The 22,152-nt window shown below is 56.8% G+C and carries 13 protein-coding genes and 1 CRISPR repeat array; of the genes, 5 read left to right on the forward strand and 8 right to left on the reverse strand.

Translation table 11 applies throughout. The annotated features are described in order from the left end of the window. Positions 1–11: 11 nt before the first annotated feature. The gene (cas4, locus tag IC235_RS00985) at positions 12–536 is read left to right on the forward strand and encodes a CRISPR-associated protein Cas4 (RefSeq protein WP_191003286.1); all 525 of its coding nucleotides are present in this window, start codon (positions 12–14) and stop codon (positions 534–536) included. A gap of 43 nt (positions 537–579) precedes the next feature. Here cas4 and IC235_RS00990 read toward each other — a convergent pair whose 3' ends face one another. After that, a complete protein-coding gene (locus IC235_RS00990) occupies positions 580–1,023 on the reverse strand; it encodes a hypothetical protein (RefSeq protein WP_223847004.1) in 444 nt (147 codons plus the stop codon). Positions 1,024–1,104: 81 nt separating this feature from the next. Between IC235_RS00990 and cas1b the strand changes: the two genes are divergently transcribed. Both cas1b and cas2 read left to right on the forward strand, forming a co-directional pair. Continuing rightward, a complete protein-coding gene (gene cas1b, locus IC235_RS00995) occupies positions 1,105–2,115 on the forward strand; it encodes a type I-B CRISPR-associated endonuclease Cas1b (RefSeq protein WP_191003288.1) in 1,011 nt (336 codons plus the stop codon). A gap of 48 nt (positions 2,116–2,163) precedes the next feature. After that, positions 2,164–2,427 carry a CRISPR-associated endonuclease Cas2 gene (gene cas2, locus IC235_RS01000; RefSeq protein WP_191003289.1) on the forward strand — a complete coding sequence of 88 codons (264 nt, stop codon included), beginning with the start codon at positions 2,164–2,166 and terminating at the stop codon, positions 2,425–2,427. A gap of 202 nt (positions 2,428–2,629) precedes the next feature. Next, positions 2,630–6,812: direct repeats of the CRISPR family, unit length 29 nt; unit sequence GCTTCAATCGGACTGTGAGGAATTGAAAT. Between the two features lie 114 nt (positions 6,813–6,926). On the opposite strand, the gene IC235_RS01005 is transcribed toward cas2, so the two are convergent. The 6 genes from IC235_RS01005 to allB form a co-directional block, all read right to left on the reverse strand. Then, positions 6,927–8,363, reverse strand: a complete 1,437-nt coding sequence (locus tag IC235_RS01005) for a DUF6986 family protein (protein WP_191003290.1) — start codon at positions 8,361–8,363, stop codon at positions 6,927–6,929. A gap of 243 nt (positions 8,364–8,606) precedes the next feature. Further along, positions 8,607–8,945: a hydroxyisourate hydrolase gene (uraH, locus tag IC235_RS01010; protein WP_191003291.1), complete on the reverse strand. Its 339-nt coding sequence runs from the start codon at positions 8,943–8,945 to the stop codon at positions 8,607–8,609. Next, positions 8,942–9,451: a 2-oxo-4-hydroxy-4-carboxy-5-ureidoimidazoline decarboxylase gene (gene uraD, locus IC235_RS01015; RefSeq protein ID WP_191003292.1), complete on the reverse strand. Its 510-nt coding sequence runs from the start codon at positions 9,449–9,451 to the stop codon at positions 8,942–8,944. The genes uraH and uraD overlap by 4 nt, the downstream gene beginning before the upstream one ends. 267 nt (positions 9,452–9,718) lie before the next feature. Further along, a complete protein-coding gene (gene allE, locus IC235_RS01020) occupies positions 9,719–10,465 on the reverse strand; it encodes a (S)-ureidoglycine aminohydrolase (protein ID WP_191003293.1) in 747 nt (248 codons plus the stop codon). A gap of 501 nt (positions 10,466–10,966) precedes the next feature. Next, positions 10,967–12,229 (reverse strand): allantoate amidohydrolase, encoded by a 1,263-nt coding sequence (locus tag IC235_RS01025; protein WP_191003294.1) that lies wholly within the window; start codon positions 12,227–12,229, stop codon positions 10,967–10,969. Between the two features lie 4 nt (positions 12,230–12,233). Next, on the reverse strand, positions 12,234–13,574 hold the full coding sequence (gene allB / locus IC235_RS01030; protein ID WP_191003295.1) for an allantoinase AllB: 1,341 nt from the start codon (positions 13,572–13,574) through the stop codon (positions 12,234–12,236). A 57-nt stretch (positions 13,575–13,631) separates the two neighbouring features. Between allB and pucL the strand changes: the two genes are divergently transcribed. Continuing rightward, the gene (gene pucL / locus IC235_RS01035; protein ID WP_191003296.1) at positions 13,632–14,480 is read left to right on the forward strand and encodes a factor-independent urate hydroxylase; all 849 of its coding nucleotides are present in this window, start codon (positions 13,632–13,634) and stop codon (positions 14,478–14,480) included. Between the two features lie 187 nt (positions 14,481–14,667). Beyond that, the gene (locus IC235_RS01040) at positions 14,668–15,660 is read left to right on the forward strand and encodes an XdhC family protein (protein ID WP_191003297.1); all 993 of its coding nucleotides are present in this window, start codon (positions 14,668–14,670) and stop codon (positions 15,658–15,660) included. Positions 15,661–16,067: 407 nt separating this feature from the next. Here the strand turns inward: IC235_RS01040 and IC235_RS01045 are convergent, their stop codons facing one another. Continuing rightward, complete coding sequence (locus IC235_RS01045; protein ID WP_191003298.1) at positions 16,068–21,005, reverse strand: T9SS type A sorting domain-containing protein; 4,938 nt, start codon at positions 21,003–21,005, stop codon at positions 16,068–16,070. Positions 21,006–22,152 lie beyond the last annotated feature (1,147 nt).

Raw genomic sequence — 22,152 nt, forward strand, 5'->3', positions numbered from 1 at the left:
CAGTCGGTTGTATGCGTCCTGTTACCGCCACCCTCATCAACCTTTACCACATCTGCCACCGCGAATTGTGGCTCCATGCCCATGAGGTACGCATGGAATTTTTCTCGGATGCCGTACAGGATGGTAAGCTGATTCATGAAACCAGTTACCCTCAGCGGCCCGAAAACTTTCGCGAAATCATGATTGCAGGCAGCAAGATTGATTTTTATGACCGCAAGGCCAAAGTAGTTCACGAAATGAAGCGCGGCAATAAAGCTAAAGAAGCTCACGTAGCGCAGGTAAAATATTACCTCTGGCTGCTGGAGCAGCACGGGGTGCCAGACGCTACCGGCATTCTGGAGTACCCACGCTTGTGCTTGAAACAAGTGGTGAAGCTGGAACCCAACGACTATGCGGCCATTGCCACCTGGGAAGTGAATATCCGCCGCATTCTGGACGGTCCCTGCCCACCCGTCATCAACAAGCCCTTCTGCAAGCAGTGCAGCTACTATGAGTTCTGCTATTCGGGCGAAAGCACGTTGGAAACAGGCTCATAGGTGCTCAAGCACCGGAACACAAATGGTGTACTTTTTCTTATATTCACTTATCATAGTATATTTTATCTACCTCTAGGGCTTCCAAGTCATACCAACTCGGCTCATATTCTTTGTCATTTTTGTTCATTGTTTCAGTAAAATCTCTTGCTTCATTTTCATCATTAAATACTTTACAAACTTCTCTTATAATTTGGCCAAACCCCTCTTCATAAAGACTGACAACATACACTTCTTTATTTATACGCTCGGTTTCATGAATTACAACGGTATCATAGATTGTAGTATCATTTTCTAAATGGACTTCTCTATAAGGTTGTTCTGCCCATTTATCATCCACCCTACACTTCATAATATATTCCTTTCTCGCTTCTTTAGCCCTTTCAAGCTGCTGAAAAATTCCGATAATCAAATCTTCTCCAAGGTACGGGGATATTGTTCTTTTCAACAAGTACATAAATGAGCAATTGCTAATCTCTGTTGATGCCATAAACTTCAACCTCTAAAAGATTAAATTAGGGCAGATTTTATAAATCTGCGAAATCCCCCGAATCCGGCTGCCTTCTGCTATATGAAGAAAACCTTCTACCTCTTCAACCCCGGCCGTCTGAGCCGGCAGGATAACACCCTTAAGTACACGGCCTACAACGAAGAAGGCGGCGAGGGTCAAACGCGCTTTCTCCCCGTGCAGGATGTGAGCGACCTCTACGTGTTCGGGGCGCTCGACGCCAACTCAGCCCTCTATAACTTCCTGGGTAAAAACGGCGTCTCGGTGCATTTCTTCGATTTCTACGACCACTACACCGGCTCGTTTATGGCTAAGGAGTACTTGCTGGCCGGCCGGGTGCAAGTAGCCCAGACCACCCACTACACCAACAAGAAAAAGCGCCTCGTACTGGCCCGCAAGCTAGTGGAAGGCGCGGCCTTCAACCTTTGCAAAAACCTTCGCTACTACCAAAGCCGCGGCCGCGCCGTGGGCGAGGAACTTGCTCAGATTGAGCTGTACGTAGCGGCCCTGCCTCACGCCACGAGCATCGCTGAAATCATGGGCTACGAGGGCAACATCCGCCAGACCTACTACCGCTGCTTCGAGCAACTGGTGAGCATGGATGGGTTCAGCTTTGGCACCCGCAGCACCCAGCCGCCCCAAAACGAGCTGAACGCCCTGCTCTCCTTCGGCAACATGCTCTGCTACGCGGCCTGCCTCTCGCAAATTTACCACACCCAGCTCAACCCTACCATCAGCTTCCTGCACGAGCCCGGTGCCCGCCGATTCTCCCTGGCCCTGGACGTGGCTGAAATTTTCAAGCCCCTGCTCGTGGACCGCACTATTTTCCGAGTGCTCAACAAAAAGGAAATCCAGCCTCGTGACTTCGTGCGGGAGCTCGGTGGCTGCCACCTACGCGAGCCCGCCCGCAAGGTATTCATCCGGGTGTTTGAGGAGCGCCTGAAAGAAACCTTCCGCCACCGCCGCCTCGACCGCATCATCAGCTATCAGTCCTTGCTCAAGCTCGAATGCTACAAGCTCACCAAACACCTGCTGAGCATAGAAGAATACCAGCCGTTCAAAGCGTGGTGGTAGCGACCAACCTGTTGCTCTTACCAAATTAAACAAGAAACCCCAGCTGCTATGTACGTGCTATTGGTTTACGACATCAAAGAGCGACGCGTGGGCAAAATGCTCAAGCTTTGTCGTCAGTACCTGCACTGGATTCAGAACTCTGTTTTTGAAGGCGAAATATCTGAAGTGAAACTCAAGGAGCTGTTGCTTAAAGCCGAAGCTTTCCTCGACCTGGATGAGGACAGCGTTCTGGTGTTTAAAAGTTGCACCCAGCAATGGCTGCAGAAGGAAGTGCTGGGGCAAGAGCGTAAGCGACTGGATGCGTTTTTATGATACCGCAGTCGTCGTTACCAATTGCACAGGGCACGAGACACAGGATGTTCATGTTCTAAATTTTATAACTCGCTTATTGTTAGAGTCGTCGCAGAGCAGGGGTTTTCCTACTTCCGGGCACCGACGACTTTATGAAATTTTTATCTTGCTAAAAACTGGCATCACAACGTGCCAGGGCATATTTTTGCTTCAATTGCTACGGGCTTCAATCGGACTGTGAGGAATTGAAATCATTATCCCTTGCGGGAACTCGCCAACCGTTAAATGCTTCAATCGGACTGTGAGGAATTGAAATCGATTTCGAGGCGGGAGACCAGCGTTTCCATTACAGGCTTCAATCGGACTGTGAGGAATTGAAATATCTTGTTGGCCAGCGAGAGCGCGGCTAGTTTGGCGGCTTCAATCGGACTGTGAGGAATTGAAATTACTGGTCGAAGTTGCTATTGCGGAATGCCTGGGGGCTTCAATCGGACTGTGAGGAATTGAAATCACAACATATCACCGCACGTAGCGCAAAGCGGGATGCTTCAATCGGACTGTGAGGAATTGAAATTCGCGTCGAAAGTGTTGGCATTCGGGAAGTTCCACCGCTTCAATCGGACTGTGAGGAATTGAAATACCCCAACCCCAGCCCGATCCCTACGCGTTCCGGGGCTTCAATCGGACTGTGAGGAATTGAAATAAGCCTGGCTTGGCTATCCCCTTCTCGATGGCCGACGCTTCAATCGGACTGTGAGGAATTGAAATTAAAACGCTTGCCGGACTTGTGCGCGAGGTCGCGCAGCTTCAATCGGACTGTGAGGAATTGAAATGATGGATATGTTCCGCTCTCAGCCCGCCGCGTAATGGCTTCAATCGGACTGTGAGGAATTGAAATGGCCATAGGAAGCAGATTGAATGACCACCGCGTCAGGCGGCTTCAATCGGACTGTGAGGAATTGAAATTGAATCAGAAGGCCAAATTCGCCAAGCGCGACACGCGCTTCAATCGGACTGTGAGGAATTGAAATAAGGCCATAATAAGGATTATTTAAGGTCGGGGCGAGGCTTCAATCGGACTGTGAGGAATTGAAATAAGTACATGCGGTAGTCGTCTACCTGGAAGCCCAGGGCTTCAATCGGACTGTGAGGAATTGAAATTGGTCGAAGCCAAGTACGACACGGCAAATTCTTCCTGCTTCAATCGGACTGTGAGGAATTGAAATACATGCAGCCCGCGGGGGAAGGAGTCCTGGGCCCGGGCTTCAATCGGACTGTGAGGAATTGAAATTCAGTAGGATTGCGAAATTGGATAGCTACAACCGGGCTTCAATCGGACTGTGAGGAATTGAAATTGGATGAGCGGGCTAACGGTGCATGGAAGGGCCGTAGCTTCAATCGGACTGTGAGGAATTGAAATAAGCTGAACTGCTTTCGCTAACGGCGCAACGCCCGGGCTTCAATCGGACTGTGAGGAATTGAAATTTAAAAACCTGGCCGCCGCCTCCACCGCCGCCCCCGCTTCAATCGGACTGTGAGGAATTGAAATTCCGTATTGCCTCTGCGCTGCCCGGCAAGGCTGAATGCTTCAATCGGACTGTGAGGAATTGAAATGTGTCACGTCGCCGGGGTAGTACTGCGGGTGGGTGGCTTCAATCGGACTGTGAGGAATTGAAATTCGTCCACCATGATCCCGTTTTTGGCGTTTTTGGCCGGCTTCAATCGGACTGTGAGGAATTGAAATCCAATTTCACCCACTACTGCCCGTTGCCCGCCCGGCGCTTCAATCGGACTGTGAGGAATTGAAATGGGAAACCGAGGTGCGAAAGGCGGTAGCGGTGCGGGGCTTCAATCGGACTGTGAGGAATTGAAATGGCTCAACTCATCCCCGCACCGAAGGTAGAGCAGCCGCTTCAATCGGACTGTGAGGAATTGAAATCGATGCGGACTGGTGGGATAGTAGCAACACCGTACTGCTTCAATCGGACTGTGAGGAATTGAAATTCCATGAAAGCGAAGAATTCGGCGAAGGCTTCGCGGGCTTCAATCGGACTGTGAGGAATTGAAATTTTATTCCCCCGAATCCATCCACTAATTATTATCCCGCTTCAATCGGACTGTGAGGAATTGAAATTATTTTGGGCTGGTGCTGCCAGGCAGCGGTGGGGGTGCTTCAATCGGACTGTGAGGAATTGAAATTTTTCTTATTGGCCGCGAAGTTGAACCGGCTGTTCGCTTCAATCGGACTGTGAGGAATTGAAATTATGGTATGGGGAGAGGTGGCGTAGAAAGTTACGGGCTTCAATCGGACTGTGAGGAATTGAAATAATGTGGCTGTGTGAAGTGCTACCGCCTGGATTACGGCTTCAATCGGACTGTGAGGAATTGAAATTGGTGGAGATCAGAGAGAGCACCAACAGTAGTAATAGCTTCAATCGGACTGTGAGGAATTGAAATCGTACAGCATGCTTTTTATTTAGATGGCTTAATGCAGCTTCAATCGGACTGTGAGGAATTGAAATCTTGTTTACAGCGGAAAGCACAATTGTTGGAAAGCAGCTTCAATCGGACTGTGAGGAATTGAAATTGGATTGGCGGGGGATAGGGCCGGGGTGTAGATACTGCTTCAATCGGACTGTGAGGAATTGAAATCTGTGCCGCCGCATGGAAGAGTGGGACAGCAAGAAAGCTTCAATCGGACTGTGAGGAATTGAAATCGTATCTCAAAATCAGGTCTTGACCTGATTGCTCGCGCTTCAATCGGACTGTGAGGAATTGAAATTTAATGTCGTGAACGTGATCACCCGCAAGGCTTGAGGCTTCAATCGGACTGTGAGGAATTGAAATACGATTGCCTCCCAAATACCCCCATCCGGCCCTTGTGCTTCAATCGGACTGTGAGGAATTGAAATTTTGCGGAGCCGCCGCCAGCGGAAGGATATGACGAAGCTTCAATCGGACTGTGAGGAATTGAAATGTGGTTTTTATGTCTACCACATAGCCACCTGGCCCTGCTTCAATCGGACTGTGAGGAATTGAAATGGGGGTGGCTGGCTTCGTAAGCGTTATAAGCGGCCGGCTTCAATCGGACTGTGAGGAATTGAAATATGAGCGAATATCCTACTCACTTCGATTCCTTCGGCGCTTCAATCGGACTGTGAGGAATTGAAATGGGCCTAGCCGGGCAGTTGTATGCCGACGACCGCCAGCTTCAATCGGACTGTGAGGAATTGAAATCGCAAAAGGGTCGGGTCCAGCGTCTGCAAGTCCGAAGCTTCAATCGGACTGTGAGGAATTGAAATAGAATTTGGCCGCCGCGACCACCGCCGCCCCCACCGGCTTCAATCGGACTGTGAGGAATTGAAATATGACCGTCGACCGCAGGCGGGTGGCTCCCCCCGTGGCTTCAATCGGACTGTGAGGAATTGAAATAACGCTGGTGAACGCTGGTATCGCCCAACGAGCCACGCTTCAATCGGACTGTGAGGAATTGAAATACGGCAACCCGGCCGGGCAACAAGGGAACGGCACGCGCTTCAATCGGACTGTGAGGAATTGAAATATAGGGAACCCGTTACGTGCCTTATAATTCAGCCGGGCTTCAATCGGACTGTGAGGAATTGAAATCCGTGTTCAGCGCCTACGGTACGGGCCAGCGTAGCTGCTTCAATCGGACTGTGAGGAATTGAAATCGGGTATATTTCATGATGTTAGTTGATTTGGTATGGGCTTCAATCGGACTGTGAGGAATTGAAATAAGAAAACGGCCGTCCGCAAGCCCGTTGCTTCGCTCGCTTCAATCGGACTGTGAGGAATTGAAATTTGGCCGTGTTCGCCGTAAAGGAGGCCGTGGGCGCCGCTTCAATCGGACTGTGAGGAATTGAAATGGTAAGTAACGTCGTTTTTGGCCTGGGCCAGTTGGCGCTTCAATCGGACTGTGAGGAATTGAAATGACAACAACAAGTTAGTTACAACAGGCCAACAATCAGGCTTCAATCGGACTGTGAGGAATTGAAATCTAGCTAAGCCGCCCATTTTCAGCCCATCCCCCCTTGCTTCAATCGGACTGTGAGGAATTGAAATCTGTATTCCGCAAGCAGGGCCTCCGCCTGGGTTTCCGGCTTCAATCGGACTATGAGGAATTGAAATGCCGAATGCAGGTTCGGGTAACAGGCATTGGGCTGGCTTCAATCGGACTGTGAGGAATTGAAATGACGGGGTAGCTACGAACTGTTGAACGCGCTCCCTCGCTTCAATCGGACTGTGAGGAATTGAAATAGGCCATCTAGGCGTTCCCGGCACCCCCCCCCAAGCTTCAATCGGACTGTGAGGAATTGAAATTCCCACTGCGCCGTGCTTAGCAGCGGCTCGACCACGGCTTCAATCGGACTGTGAGGAATTGAGACTCCACGCTGCCGCTCTAACTGGAGTGCTCGATGAAATCCAGGCGGACCATCATTCACAATGCGGAGTGGCTACTTCAATCGAAGCGTATTGCGTTGCTGCCGCTAATGCACTTTTCATTCCGTTTTCCCACGCCGCCCTTCTAGAATGCGGAAGAACGAGCGGGTGTTGATTTCTTCCCGGGTCAGCCCCGTGGCCTCGATATCTTCCTCGGAAATCGCGCCGCAGTTCAGGGCTTTCAGGAAGAAGTTGAGCAGACCCTGGCCGGTAGCGGCATCGTCGAAAATGTCGCCGGTGAGGGTGGAGATGGCGGCCCGCTCCACGAAGGTGCGCAGGCGGGTAACGGCGTCGTCGTAGCTGCTCAGGAAGAAGTTATACGTGGCGGCGTAGCGCATCGGCAGCTGCGCCGGGTTCAGGTCCCAGCCTTGGTAGAGGCCGTTGATGAGCGAGTGGGTAGTGTGGTGGTAAGCCTGCCGCCAGGCGTTGTGCACGGACTCCTGGTTTTCGCGCAGCTGCGCGTAGCTCAGGTTGTCGCCGCGGTGCGGGCCGATGGGCATGACGTTGGTGGCCCCGTCGGAAAGGAAGATGCCGGTGCCGCCCAGCGCCACCTTGGTCATGTGGTGGGCGAAGTCGCACACGGGGTGGGCCATGGTCTGGTACCGGGCCGTGATGCCGCAGGAAGCGGTGTAGTCGTAGGTGCCGAAGTGGGCGGCCACGCACCGTCCCTCACTGGCCCGGATGAGGCGCAGGAGCGGGTTGCGCCCCTCCTCGTCCATGATGATTTGGGTGGCTTCCACCATGGTTTCCATTTTGAGGGTGCCGGGGGCCAGTCCGTTGGCTTTTTCCAGCAGCTCGAACAGGCGCACCATTGTGGTCATCTGCTCGGGGATGGTCACCTTGGGCAGCATCACCACGAAATTGCCCGGTAGCTGGCCGCCGGTTTCGGCCAGCAGCGTGGTCAGGAAGATATCCAGCGTGCGCACGCCGCGGGCCTTCATGTCTTCGGTAAAGGGCTTGATGCGAATGCCGATAAACGGCGACAGCGTGCCCTGGCGCATGCCCTTAGCCACTTCCTGGGCGGCGCGGCTGGCGGTGGCATCCTCCTCGGCATCAGGCCGGTTGCCGAACCCGTCTTCAAAGTCTATCCGGAAGTCCTCTACGGGTTCGCGCTGCAGCTTCTGAACAATCTTGTGGTAGACCGAATACGCCAGCCAGGCCGGCTCCTGCTTGCGCGCCTCGGCCGACAAGGCATCCAGCTTCGTCGTGAGGGCGGCGATGTCTTTTTCGAGTGGGGGCAGGTTCTCGTGGTTTTTGAGGTGCAGCACGCGGGCCAGCTCCGCGAAGTTGGGCGCGTAGGTTTGCAAGTTGTTGAGCGCGATGTCGCCCATGCGCACGCAGGTGTCGGCCTTGAACAGGTTGGCACCGCCGTACACAGTATGCACGGGCTGGCGGTCGGGCTTGTCGCCGGGGTAGACTTGCTGGAAGTGCCGGTTGGCGACGCCCAGTTGGTCGAGCAGGGTCGTTTTGTCGGATTCGGGTAGGCTGAGTTTCATGGGAAATTAGGAAGCTGTAGCGACGCAACCCTGGGCGGGGCGTCGTTGCGGGGGTGAGTAGAGCAGTTCTCGAAAAGGAATTAAAAATTAAAAATGAAGAATTAAAAATCGGCTGGTCAATTTTTAATTCTTCATTTTTAATTTTTAATTCCTAAAAAACGGTGCCCTGATTTGAGAGCCGATCTAAGTTAGCGTGCTGGCGCGGGCGCGGTCGTTTAGTGACGTATGGCGCCGCGACCCGGTTCAGGAGCCGCGGTAGGTAGCGTAGCCGAATGGGTTCAGCAGCAGCGGGACGTGGTAATGCTCGGTGGTGGCCACGTCGAAAACAATTTCCACGAACGGATAGAAATTCGCCGTATCGTGCTGCCTGAAATATTCTTCGGTATAAAACTTCATTTTATAAACCCCCAGCTTTAAGGAAGTTGACTTGGGCAGTAAATCAGTAATCCGGCCATCCGGGTTGGTTACGCCGCGCGCAATTTCCTGCCAGTCGTTGCCGGCTTGTTGCAGTAGCGCGATGGTTACGCCCGCGGCGGGCCGGCCCTTCGTGGTGTCGAGAATATGAGTAGTTATCTGGCTCATGCGGCTAGTAGTTTTTCCAGGCGAATGCGGGTGATTTTAGCCTGCTCGCCCATGGCAACCAGGATTTCAGCTTCCGGCTTGTTGGGTAGGCGCGCTTGCAGCAACGCCAGCATTTCATCGGCCGATTTGCCGGTGGCGCAAACGATGAAAATGTAACCAAATTTTTGCTCGTACGCCGTATTGCCGGCGGCCAATGCTTCAAGGGTAGCGGGCGCCGCTTGTTTTACGGCGGCTTGCTCCCCTTCGGCCCAGGTGCTGGTGCTGGCAAACTTCTCGCGCAAGGCCTGCACGTCGCCGCCAATCTTGGGGTGGTGCGTGAAGGCTTCGCGCCAGTCGGCTTCCGCCAGGCTACTCCAGGTATGCGCCGCGGCCTTATAAAGCGCCGCGGATGAGGCGAAAGGAAACTGCTGATTCAGCGCGGCTACCCAAGCGTGGGCCCCGCAGCAAGCAGCCAGTGACTCGGCACGAACCGCTGCTGGCAAGGCATTGAGGTCAGAGAGGGTCATTTATTCTGTTGTGATGCTTTAGCAGCTGTTCTTTCGCTCTTTCCAGCGTCAGCAGGAAGTCACTTAAGTTGACGTTGATAGATTCCATCCCGTAATTATTCCTGGGCTCATTGAAGAAGCTGACGCTAAAGTCACCTTTCTCAGTGTCGACGTGACATATGCAGAATTCATTATAATAAACTTCCGCATATAAATAATTGGTATTCGGCTCACTTGTCAGAAAGAAATACAAGCCTTTCGGCCTTGCGTACGCCATAGCGGTTTAGTTTACACCACCGTCGGGAAACGGTTGACGTTTTTGTAATAGATATACACCGACTTTTCCTGGCCCATGGCGGTGGCCCACTGCTGGCAGTAGGGCGCCATCCAGATCGAGTCGCCTTTTTTGACGGGGTACCACTGCTGGTCGAGCATGTAAATGGCCTGGCCCTGCAGGTACAGCAAGCCGTGCTCCATGATGTGGGTTTCCACCATGGGCAGGTGGCCGCCGATGTCGTAGGTGAAGATATTGACGGCCATGTCGAAGGCCAGCTCGTTGGGCAGCAGCTCCTGGATGCGCAGGGCCTCGTCGTTCATGTACACGGGAGCTTTGCGGTCGTCTTTCTCACCAAACAAAATGCCCGGCGTGGCGTGGCCGGCCAGCGGCTCGTACACCTTGTGGAAGGTCAGCAGCTGCGTGCCGGCCTCCGGTTGGCTGAACTCATACGCCTGGCCGATGGGAATGTAGACAAACTGCCCCGCGCTCAGTTCCCGGGTTTCGCCGCCCACGGCCACCCGGCACTGGCCCTGCACTACGTAGAAGAAAATCTGCGCCGCCTGCGTCTCCCCCACCAGCCGACCCGCCTCGGTAAGGGTGATGAGGGTTTGGCAGAGGCGGGCCCCCATCTGCTCGTTAATGATAACGTTCACGGTGCAGCCGGTCCAGCCAGGTACGTTGCTGTTGATGTAGCCGTCGGGTGCGATGATGGCGTGGTTGGGCTTGACAACCGAGCGGGTCAGGGCGGAGATTTTCATCTGTTGAATTAAAAATTAAAAATGAAGAATTAAAAATTGGTTGTTGAAATATCCACGCGCAAGTATTCGTACCAACCAGTATGTCAATCATTTATCCTCATCCGGTGTCCGGGCCGCCCAAGCATGTCGCGTGCAACAATAACGTAGAGCCTATCCGAAAAATAAGAAAAACGTCATGCTTCATCTGGCGTCCACTTGTTGAAGCATCTCTACCACTAGAGTAGGTCCAATTGAATGAATTACTACGCGGGAGAGATGCTTCGACTGCGCTCAGCATGACGTTCTGTTTTTTCTAGGACAGACATTTTTCAGATAGGCTCTTAATCGCTCGACGAGGCGAACCAGATGCTTCGCGAAGTTGTGCCTAACTACTGACCGCCGGCGCCCGGTAAGCTCGGCTATCGTTGACCAGCTAGCAGAAGCAATACCGAGACAATTGAATTGCAAGAACTCATCTAAAAGCCCCCACTAAATCATAGCTACATTTTTAATTCTTCATTTTTAATTTTTAATTCCTAATTCAACATTCCTTTTCAGTTCCACTAAAAAACGGTCGGCTACCTCTATCGCCGCTGCCAGATCCGTCAGCTCCACGTTTTCCAGGGGGTTGTGGCTGATGCCTTTAAAGCAGCGGATGAACATCATCGTAGCGGGGGCCACGGCCGAAATCGGCACGGCATCGTGGCCCGCGCCGCTGACCAGCCCTACGGCCTCGTGGCCGGCCCCGGTAATGGCCTGGGTTAGCAGGGCGTTCAGATTGCGGTCGCAGGCCACCGGCGCGGTTTGCTGCACCAGGTTCCACTCCAGCTCCACGTTACGCTGCGTGGCGATGGCGGCGGTGTAGGTTCGTAGGGCTTCGTAGGCGTCGGCCAGTTGGGCTTCGTTGGCACTGCGCAGGTCGAGGCTGCACCTTACTTCGCCGGGGATAACGTTGCTGGCCGCGTGGCGCACCGTCAGCTGGCCCACCGTCGCTACCAGCCCCTGGTCGTGGTGCAGGGCAAACTGCTCGGCAATGAGAATAAACTCGGCCGCCGCGCACAGGGCGTCCTGGCGCCGGTCCATCGGCACGGTGCCGGCGTGGCCGGCCACGCCGCGAAACCGCAGCTCTACCCGCCGCTGCCCGGCAATGGCCGTAACCAGCGCCACCGGAATCTGCCGCTCCCACAGCACCGGGCCCTGCTCGATGTGCATTTCGAAATATCCCAGCCAGTCAGCTGCCGGAATGGCGTCGGCCGGAATCTGCGAGGCGTCGGCGCCCATGGCAGTCAGGGCCTCCGCCAGAGTCACCCCGGCCGCATCGGCCCGCGCCAGCACGGTCGGGTCGAAGGAGCCGGCCACTACCCTGCTGCCCAGATAGGTCGTATGAAACCGCACGCCTTCCTCGTCGCTAAAAGCAATCAGCTTGACGTGGAACGGCAGGCTGATTGCTTTCGCCGCGAGGTTTTCCAGCAGATCAAGCGCCATGAGCACGCCCAGTGGGCCGTCGAATTTGCCGGCATTCACCACCGTATCGATGTGCGAAGCCAGCACGAGCGTTTTCGCCCCCGGGTTCCGGCTTATCAGCCGGCCACGCAGGTTGCCGATGCCGTCGACGCGGGTGGCCAGGCCGGCAGCCTCCAGCCAGCTTTGCACCAGGGCACGGCCCCGCACGAAAGCCGGCGTACCAAAGGTGCGCGTCACCCCGGCGGGGTCTTCGCTGATGGCCGCCAGCTGCTCAATGCGCCCCATAATTCGCTCCGCGCGCGCCAGGTATTCCTCCTGCATTCAGCTACCGGGTTAAAAGTTCGCCTTGGTTGAGGTGGGTGAAAGCCGGGGGTTGGTGCTGGTACACCAGCTGGCCCTTCAGAAAGGTTTGCGCCACCACCCCCCACAGCTCCTGGCAAATGTAAGGCGACACTTTATGTTTGTGCTGCAGCATCTCTTCCCGGACTACGAAGGACTTTTCGGAATTTACCACAACCAGGTCGGCGTCGTAGCCCACCGCAATCCGGCCTTTCTGGTGGCCCTGGCCGATGAGGCGGGCGGGGTGCTCACTGAGCCACTGGGCCAGATCCGACAGCGTGGCCCCGCGCTGGCGGGCGCCCGTCCAGAGCACCGGCAGGGCCAGCTGCAACGAAGCGATACCGCCCCAGGCCGTACCGAAGTCGCCGCTGACCAACTGCTTCAGCGCGGGCGGGGCGGGCGAGTGGTCGGTGGCCACGAAATCGATGATGCCGGCTTGCAGCGCGGCCCACAGCTGGTCGTTGTTGGCCTTTTCGCGGATGGGCGGGGCGCACTTAAACTGCGTCTGACCATCGGCAATGCCTTCGGCATTGAAATAGAGGTAGTGCTGGGCGGTTTCCACCGTCAGCGGCAGGCCCCGAGCCTTGGCGGCGGCAAGGGGCGCGATGGCGTTGGCCGACGATAAATGCACGATGTGGGTGGGGCAGTCGAACTCCTCGCACAGGCGAATCATCAGGGCCACGGCCTCGTCTTCCCAGCTTTTGGGCCGCGAGGCCAGGTAATTGGCGTAGGCGCGGGGGTTGCCTTGTGGGCCCTCGCCGCCTTCGGCCGACAGCTCGCAGTGCACCAGCAGCGGCAGCCGGTGGCGGGCCAGCAGGGGCATCACCCGGCGCAAGTCGGCTTCGCTGGCATTGGGAAAATCATCGATGCCGGAGTGGGTGAGGAAGGCCTTGAAGCCCAGCACCCCGGCTGCAATCAAGCCTTCGATTTCGCCCGCGTTGCCGGGCACTACGCCCCCCCAGAACCCGACATTAGCGTGCAGCTGCCCCTTGGTGGCGGCCCGCTTCATTGCCAGGTGGGCCGCCGACGTGGTCACGGGAGCCGAGTTCAGCGGCATGTCGACCAAGGTGGTGAGGCCGCCGGCCAACGCCGCCCGCGTGGCCGTGTCGAAGCCCTCCCAGTCGGTGCGGCCGGGCTCGTTGATGTGCACGTGCGGGTCGATAACGCCGGGCAGAATAGCGTGGTCGCCGACATCCGTCACGGGCCCCGCTACCTCGCTACCAAACGGCAGAATGTCGGCCAGGCGGCCTTCCCTGATTACCAGGACCGCCTCGCGGATACCCTCGGGGCAAACAACCCGGCGGCTTTTCAGAATAAGATCGGGCATGGGGCTACGTTTTGCGCTACATTCGAGACTTTTCCAACCTGCAGTTTCGTCACTCCGATGCGTATAAAATTAAGTGCCAACCGGTACGGCAAGAACGCGGTCAACCTTTCGCGCATCATCCGGCACGAAGGTTACCACGAATTTCGACAAGTGTCGGTGAGCGTGGCCCTCACCGGCGACTTCGACGCGGCCCATACGCTTGGCGACAACTCCCGCATTCTACCCACCGACACCCAGAAAAACACGGTCTACGCCCTGGCCCGCGAGCATTTCACCAGCTCCATCGAAGCTTTTGGGCTAACCTTGAGCCAGCATTTTTTGTCCCGCAACCCGCCGGTATCGCAGGTACGCATCGAGCTGGTCGAGCACCTTTGGCAGCGCCTGGCGTTCGACGGCGTCCCCCACCCCCACTCCTTCACGGGCGGCGGCTCGGAGAAGCGTACCACGGTCGTTACCCGCACGGCCGCAGGCCCGGCCGTCAGCTCCGGGCTGAAGGGCCTGCTGCTGCTGAAAACCACGGATTCGGCTTTCGTCGGCTACCCCAAGGATGAATTCACCGTGCTCCCCGAAACATCCGACCGTATCCTGGCCACGGAGTGCGAAGCCAGTTGGAATTATGTCACCACCGAGCTCGATTTTGACTCCCGGCACCAGCAAATCCGCCAGTCGCTGCTGCGCACCTTCGCCGGCCACCAGAGCCACTCGGTGCAGCACACGCTCTACGCCATCGGCGAGAAAATCCTCCAGGAAAACGACGTGGTAGCCGAAATCAGCCTCATTATGCCCAATAAGCACCACATTCCCTTTAACCTGGAGCCTTTCGGCCAGCCGAACACCAACGAAATATTCGTGGCCACCGACGCCCCCTTCGGCTACATCACCGGCACCGTCACGCGCGAGCCTTAGTGGGCCTGCCCCGGCCAAGCATCGACCTGTTGGCAATTCAAATCAGCAGCCCCTAGCGTCAGGCTCCCCCCTCCTGAGGCTTCGCGCCTGAAGCGAACTAGGGTCACGTGAGGTTCCCACGCCCGCGCCAGATCTACCAACTTCGAAGCCGCTTTAACGGCATTCAAATAATTCACGCTCCTCCCCCATGCCCGCCTCTCCCCGCGACCTGCCCGTGTGGGCCCTCGCCGCCGCCAGCCTCCGGGCAGGTACCCCGGTGGCCCTGCTGTGCGTGGTGCGGAGCGCCGGCAGCAGCCCCGGCCGGCAGGGTTTCAAAATGAGCGTGACCGCCACGGCCAGCGCGGGCTCCATCGGCGGCGGCATCATGGAGCATAAGTTTGTGGAGCTGGCCCGCCAGCGCCTGCGGGCCGCTGACTCCACCCCGCTCCTGCGCCCTCAGATTCACCGCCGCGAAGCCCCGGCCGACCGCTCCGGCATGATGTGCTCCGGCGAACAGGAAGTCCTGCTCTGGCCGTTGACCGCCGCTGATCTGCCCACCGTGGTCGCTATCGAGGAGGCCCTGCAAACCGGCGCCCGCGGGCATATTGCGCTGGGCCCGGGCCGTGGGCTGCGCCTCGTGCCGGCCAGGTCTTCGGCCGAGACCGAGGCGGGCAGCTTTTACCAATACCAGCCCGGGCCGGAGTGGTACTACCGCGAGCAGTTAGGCTTTCGCGAGCACGTTACCATTGTCGGGGGCGGCCACGTGAGCCTGGCCTTGTCAACCATCCTCGGCCAGCTCGACTTCGAGCTGACGGTGCTGGACGACCGGCCCGCGTTGCCCACGCTCGCGGCCAACGATACGGCTCACCACCGGCGCCTCATCAGCTACGAAAGCGTGGCGGCCGAAATCCCCCCGGGTCCGCACCAATACGTCGTGGTAATGACGGTCGGCTACCGCTCCGACGCCGTGGTGCTACGCCAGCTCCTGGGCCGGCCCTACCGCTACCTGGGCGTAATGGGCAGCGCCGCCAAAGTGGCCGAACTGCGCCGCGAGCTGCGCGAAGCAGGCTTTACGCCCGCGGCACTCGCCCAACTGCGGGGCCCCATCGGGCTGCCCATCCACAGCCAAACGCCCGAAGAAATTGCCGTCAGCATCGCCGCCGAGCTCATCCAGGTACGGCACGGGCCCGTTGATATTTAGCGCGAGTTCCGGCGAAGTACCCGCCAAGCCACCCGTTCGCTCACGCGGCCACCAGGGTAAACCATGCTGGCCGCCAAGCTGCCTCCTGCTGATCCTGGTCTAGCAATACTGGGCTAGTAATATCCCAGTACTGGCGTGAGTTCAGCGCAGCGTAACTCGTGCTGACCATCCGGGCGAGGCTGAGCCTCGCAATAGAACAAGCTAGGTACCTAAACAAGCCCGGTACCCGCCCCAGCCATCCGGGCGAAGCTGGGCCTCACCACAGCACGAACCCGCCGAACCAACCCAGCTATGCCGTCCCGTATTACATAGGAGCCCAGCTCCCACCTCAGGGCCGCAGCAATAAAAAAGCTCCCGAAATATTTTCGGGAGCTTTTTTATTGCTGCTGATTGCTGCTGTCAACAGCTTAGTTGCGCACCAGCGGCAGAACTAAGCTCACCTTGTCGCCAACGACCCGCACCACGTAGTTGCCTTGCGGCAAGCTTTGCACGTTGAGCGCGTGCTCAGCGCCGCTGGCCAGCGTATAGCGGCCAACCTCGCGGCCCGTTAGGTCAAACAAACGAACCTGGTAGGTACCCGTAGGCAGCTGCTTCAGGTCGAGCATGGCTTGGCCCGAAGTAGGATTGGGGTACAGCTCCCCGCTGGCCTTAGTGACGCTAGTGAACATGACGGCCTGCACCGGGCCCCGCGTGTCCTTGCCATCGATATCGAACTGCCGCAAGCGATAATAAACGAGCGGGTAGCCCAGACGGCTGGCCCCAACGTCGGTGAAGCGGTAATCGGTGGGGCGGAAGCTGCTGCCTTGGCCGCGCTGAGTACCCACCCGCTCAAAGGAACGGCCATCAAACGAGCGCTCGACCTCAAACCGGTCGTTATTGACTTCGGCCGCCGTTGTCCAGGTTAACACGGCGTCATTTTTCACGGCCACGGCTTCGAAGCGGGCTAGTTCCACCGGCAGGGGCTTCTGCACGACGGTAACCGCCGACGACGTATTGTTGCTCATGTTGAGATCCGGCGTGTTCGCCGTCACGTAGCCGTTGCTCGTGACGGGCGTACCGGCACCCGTGCCCGGCGGGTTGAGCATGGTGAAGCTAATGGCTTTGGTATCGGTGCCGGGGTAGCTCAGATTGCCAATGGGCGCAAGCGTCACTACATGGGTAGTGGAGTTGTAGGTGGCACCGGGTGGCACCGAAACGGAAATCGCGCTCTCGGGCAGGGTCACGGTGGGCCGCACGTTGATAGCGGGGTCCGGGCCATTATTCTGGGTTATGAGCGTGTACGTAACGCTCGTATTAGCCGGGGCCGTAGCCGGGCCGGTTAGCGTCGTCTGCAGGTCCGCGTTCGCCTCCACTGCCGTGCTGGTAGCTGACCCGTTGTTGCTCGTGTTAACCTCGTTGGTGGCCGAGGTCGTGCCGGTGGCCGCGACCGACGTAGCCGGCATCGTAAAGCTGAGCGTGTTAGTCAGGTTCGAACCGCTGGCCAGGCTGGCGACCGTGTTGAAGGTGGCCGTCCGGGTAGTGGCATTGTAGCTACCCCCCGTGACTGAAATCGTAGCCGGGTTCACGCTCGCAGGCAAGGTCACGCTGGATGAAACGCTGGTGGCGGCGCTGCCACTATTATTGCGAGTGGTGAGCGTGTAGGTTATGGTCGAGCCGGGCAGGGCCGAGGTCGGGTTCGAGCTGAGTGTCGTGGTCAGGTCCGCCGTCGGCAGGGCCGCCGTGGTCACACTCGAGCCATTATTACTCGTGTTAACCTCGTTGGTGGCTGAGGTTGTGCCGGTGGCCGTGACCGCTGTGCCGGGCATGGTGAAGCTGAGCGTGTTGGTCAGGTTCGAACCGCTGGCCAGGCTAGCGACGGTGTTAAAAGTGGCCGTCCGGGTAGTGGCATTGTAGCTGCCCCCGGTTACCGAAACCGTAGCCGCACTCACGCTGGTGGGCAAGGTCACGCTGGAGGAGACATTGGTGGCGGCGCTGCCGCTATTGTTGCGAGTGGTGAGCGTATAGACCACCGTCGAGCCCATCAGGGCCGAAGTTGGGTTCGAGCTGAGCGTGGTCGTTAGGTCCGCCGTCGGCAGGACTCCCGTAGTCACGCTCGAGCCGTTATTGCTCGTGTCAATCTCATTGCTGGCCGAGGTCGTGCCAGTGGCTGTGACCGACGTACCGGGCATGGTGAAGCTGAGCGTGTTAGTCAGGTTCGAGTTGCCCGCCAGGCTGGCGACCGTGTTGAAGGTGGCCGTCCGGGTGCCGGCATTGTAGCTACCCCCGGTTACCGAAACCGTAGACGGATTCACGCCCGCCGGCAGCGTCACGCTGGAGGAGACATTGGTGGCAGCGTTTCCACTATTGTTCCGGGTAATGAGCGTGTAGGTTACGGTCGATCCGATCAGGGCCGAGGTTGGGTTTGAGCTGAGCGTCGTGGTCAGGTCGGCCGTCGGGATGGCCGTCGTGGTCACACTTGAGCCGTTGTTACTCGTGTTGGGGTCCGACGTGCTCGATGTAACCGTACCGCTAGCCGTAACCGACGTGGTCGGCATCGTGAAGCTGAGCGTGTTGGTTACATTAGAACCGCTAGCCAGGCTGCCGACCGTGCTGAACGTGGCCACCCGCGTGGTGGCATTATAAGTGCCTCCGGGTACCGAAACGGCCCCGACCACGTTCGCGGGCAAAGTCACGCTCGGCACCACGTTGGTCGCAGCCGTCGGGCCATCATTAGTCGTGGTGAGCGTATAAATGATGCTCGCGCCCGGCAGGGCTGAGGTTGGGTTCGAGACGAGCGCGGTCCGCAGGTCCGCCGACTGCAATGCCGTGGTGGTTACGGTTGAACTGTTGTTACCCGGGTTGGGGTCTGAGGTGCTCGACGTGGCGGTACCGCTGGCCGTGACCGATGTGGTCGGCATCACGAAGCTGAGTACGTTGGTCCAAGTCGAACCGCTAGCCAGGCTGCCGACCGTGCTGAACGTAGCTACCCGCGTGGTGGCGTTGTAAGTGCCTCCGGGTACCGTAACGGCCCCGACCACGTTCGCGGGCAGCGTCACGCTCGGCACCACGTTGATCGCAGCCATCGGGCCGTTATTGGTCGTGGTGAACGTGTAGAGAATATTTGTCCCGGGCAAGGCCGAGGTCGGGCTCGAGTTGAGCGCCGTGGTCAGGTCCGCCATCGGGATGGCCGTCGTGGTCACACTCGAGCCGTTGTTGCCCGGGTTGGGGTCCGAGGTACTCGACGTGGCCGTGCCAGTGGCCGTGACCGAGGTAGCCGGCATCGTGAAGCTGAGCGTGTTGGCTACATTAGAGCCGCTGGCCAAGCTGCCGACCGTGTTGAACGTGGCCACCCGCGTGGTGGCGTTGTAGCTACCCCCAGGCACCGAAACAGCTCCTACCACGTTTGCGGGCAAAGTCACGCTCGGCGCCACGCTGGTCGCAGCCGTCGGGCCGTTGTTAGTCGTGGTGAGCGTATAAGTGATGCTCGCGCCCGGCAGGGCCGAGGTCGGGTTCGAACTGAGCGTCGTGGTCAAGTCCGCTGACTGCAATGCCGTCGTGGTGACGGTTGACCCGTTGTTGCCCGAGTTGGGGTCCGAGGTGCTCGATGTAACCGTACCGCTAGCCGTAACCGACGTGGTCGGCATCGTGAAGCTGAGCGTGTTGGTTACATTAGCACCGCTGGCCAGGCTGCCGACCGTGCTGAACGTGGCCACCCGCGTGGTGGCATTATAAGTGCCTCCGGGTACCGAAACGGCTCCAACCACGTTCGCGGGCAGCGTCACGCTCGGCGCCACGTTGGTCGCAGCCGTCGGGCCGTTATTGGTCGTAGTGAGCGTATAAATGATATTTGTCCCGGGCAAGGCTGAGGTCGGGTTCGAGGTAAGCGTCGTGGTCAGATCGGCCGACTGCAATGCCGTCGTAGTCACACTCGAGCCGTTGTTGCCCGTGTTGGACTCATTGCTGGCCGAGGTCGTGCCAGTGGCCGTGACCGACGTACCGGGCATGGTGAAGCTAAGCGTATTGGTTAGGTTCGAGTTGCCCGCCAGGCTGGCGACCGTGTTGAACGTGGCCGTCCGGGTGCCGGCATTGTAGCTGCCCCCGGTTACCGAAACCGTAGACGGATTCACGCCCGCGGGCAGCGTCACGCTGGAGGAGACGTTGGTGGCAGCAGTGGCGCTGTTGTTCCGAGTGGTCAGGGTGTAGACCACGGTCGAACCAGGTATGGCTGAAGTCGGGTTCGAACTGAGCGTCGTCGTCAGGTCGGCGAACTGCGCGGCTGTTACATTGACCAGAATGGTCGCCGGGACCGACTCAATGTTTGCCTGGTTCTTCACCGTATACGGAATACTGACGGTGCCTATGCCCCACGAAACGTTGGGCGTAAATGTCACCAGGCCGGCTGGAGTTACCGAGAACGTACCCGCCCCATTCGATGGCGAATAGCTAGTCTGTACGCCGGGCGTGCTGGGGTCGAGGTCCACCGAGTTGGAAAGGAAATTACTACCGGGGAAAACGTCGTTGGCCAGGGCGTTTAACGTGACCGACTGGTTAGCGGGGGTCGTGGCCTGGTCGTTGTTGGCGATTGGCGCCAGTATCGCCGTCAGGTCGCGGATTTCGTGGATGTTGGTATTGTCGCCGGTCGTAGCCGCGTAGCCTATCCGCAAGGTAGAGGGAGGCAGCGGCAGCTGCTGCTTGTCAATAACCGTTGTTACCTGCGTCCCGTGCTGGATACGCACCGTTAATTCGTACGAGCTGCCCTTGGGCACCAGGTCGATGATGGCCCGGCGGAAATCACCGCTCCCTTGCTGGGCGCGGGCCGTGGGCACGTTGAGATTAAAGGGCAACGGGTTCGGGCCCGTACCGGCAAGATAAGGGTAGCTGTCTACGGCCCGGCCCCGGACGGCTACGGACTGTGGCGAGCGGCGCACCGGAAACAAATTGGATTGCACCCCACCAACCCGGCCTTCGACGGGATTGGAGAAGTTGCCCCACGGGTCAATGCCAACCCCGATATAGCCGCCCGTTAAGCCGGGGTCGTCATTACCCGCTGTGCCCACCTTTTGGGCGTAGCCCAGCGAGCCACCGTTAGCACCCGCCGAGAAGTTCCCAATGGGCATGTTCCCGTCAAACAGGAAGAAGGAAAATCCATCCGCACCCGTCCCCCCGTAGGCAAAGAAGTCGAAGGTGACCCGGAAACCCTGGCCCGTTGGAAGCTGGGTGTTGTCGAAGGCATAGCCCATCTGGTTGTTAAGCGCACGAGTCAGGCGCAGGTAGCCCGCGCCATCGGGGTCGATACCGGCGCCGGCAGTGAGCTGGGCACTGCCGCCCAGGGTGAAGCCCGGTGCGGTAGTGTTCCGAAACGCCATGGAACGCAGTTGGGCATGAACCATCGAATACCCGCTTAGCAGGGCATTCAGCAACAACCCTAATGCCAGAGAAGTAACTAATCGTCGGCTCAAAAAAGAAAAGGACGTTAATCGTTCTGTAAAAATTTTCATGGGATAAGTAGTAAGGGTTTTCATGTGGTAGATTAGGGAGGGTGAACTAGGAGAAATCTGAGTTGGACGGTCAAATATATGAGAAAACTGTCGGTATTGCTACAATGTTTGCAAAATCTGCAAAATCCTTATTCAAATAACACAAGTTACTGAAAAACAGAATAAATGCTTACAAATAGGCTGTGCTTTTGCACCTTGTTCCTATTTTATTGTCGTTTTGTGAGTTGAGTCGTAAAGGAGCCCAATTATGCCTGGATAACATCCTTAAAATCGACTGATCCAGGAGCAAATAAAAAATTCAATAATATAAATATTTTATGAGCCATCCAGTAACCCTGTTTAGTTATAATTATCACTGAATAGTTAATCAATATTGGCTTCAACTTTGCAATAAATATCAATGCTTTTCTGTATATTGATGATTTTCAGATCTTAATTGTCTTAAATAGCTTCCGGTTTTAACACCAACACGGGCGCACATATTGGTACTATAGCGCTAGGGAGAAAAACGGATGACAATTAATCATAAGCCATAAAATATCAACTTATCATGATAGTAATAGAAGTCATAGTTCTTAAAGAAACCACCAGAATTTGGCCGAGAAGGCTAGCTGAACAAACCAAATGCGAGTAACTCCGCATATTAAAGGTTACCATGCCATAAATTATGACTATACCAGTAAAAACAAGATAAAAGCTTGAGGAAACCGGCTGAATTCATAAATAAACTTCCAGTACTTTTTAATTTTTATCGATAACCGCAATACTTTTTAGCCAAATAGCACGAGTCGCTGCAAATAAATATATGAATTTCTTTTGGCTCCGCTACAGCACCATCGTTTTAGCTGGTTGCTGTTCCATTCGTGCATTTAGCTAGGCCAGACTCCAACCACGCCCGGCAGCTCCTTTGGTGAGGTAGAGCCCCTGAGCGGACCACGAACCAGCCCAAGCGCACCTAACGCCTTAAGTTACTGCCCGAGTGGATTCTTCACCAACTAGTTGGAACAGCCCTCCC

The sequence above is a fragment of the Hymenobacter montanus genome (assembly GCF_014699115.1).
Taxonomy (GTDB): Bacteria; Bacteroidota; Bacteroidia; order Cytophagales; family Hymenobacteraceae; genus Hymenobacter; species Hymenobacter montanus.

Bases quoted from the DNA above. Each gene is read 5' to 3' on its own strand.
- IC235_RS00990 (WP_223847004.1), bottom strand. From the start codon at position 1,023: ATGGCATCAACAGAGATTAGCAATTGCTCATTTATGTACTTGTTGAAA.
- IC235_RS01025 (WP_191003294.1), bottom strand. From the start codon at position 12,229: ATGCAGGAGGAATACCTGGCGCGCGCGGAGCGAATTATGGGGCGCATT.
- uraH (WP_191003291.1), bottom strand. From the start codon at position 8,945: ATGAGCCAGATAACTACTCATATTCTCGACACCACGAAGGGCCGGCCC.
- IC235_RS01005 (WP_191003290.1), bottom strand. From the start codon at position 8,363: ATGAAACTCAGCCTACCCGAATCCGACAAAACGACCCTGCTCGACCAA.
- allB (WP_191003295.1), bottom strand. From the start codon at position 13,574: ATGCCCGATCTTATTCTGAAAAGCCGCCGGGTTGTTTGCCCCGAGGGT.
- cas4 (WP_191003286.1), top strand. From the start codon at position 12: ATGCGTCCTGTTACCGCCACCCTCATCAACCTTTACCACATCTGCCAC.
- uraD (WP_191003292.1), bottom strand. From the start codon at position 9,451: ATGACCCTCTCTGACCTCAATGCCTTGCCAGCAGCGGTTCGTGCCGAG.
- cas2 (WP_191003289.1), top strand. From the start codon at position 2,164: ATGTACGTGCTATTGGTTTACGACATCAAAGAGCGACGCGTGGGCAAA.
- IC235_RS01040 (WP_191003297.1), top strand. From the start codon at position 14,668: ATGCCCGCCTCTCCCCGCGACCTGCCCGTGTGGGCCCTCGCCGCCGCC.
- IC235_RS01045 (WP_191003298.1), bottom strand. From the start codon at position 21,005: ATGGCGTTTCGGAACACTACCGCACCGGGCTTCACCCTGGGCGGCAGT.
- pucL (WP_191003296.1), top strand. From the start codon at position 13,632: ATGCGTATAAAATTAAGTGCCAACCGGTACGGCAAGAACGCGGTCAAC.
- cas1b (WP_191003288.1), top strand. From the start codon at position 1,105: ATGAAGAAAACCTTCTACCTCTTCAACCCCGGCCGTCTGAGCCGGCAG.
- allE (WP_191003293.1), bottom strand. From the start codon at position 10,465: ATGAAAATCTCCGCCCTGACCCGCTCGGTTGTCAAGCCCAACCACGCC.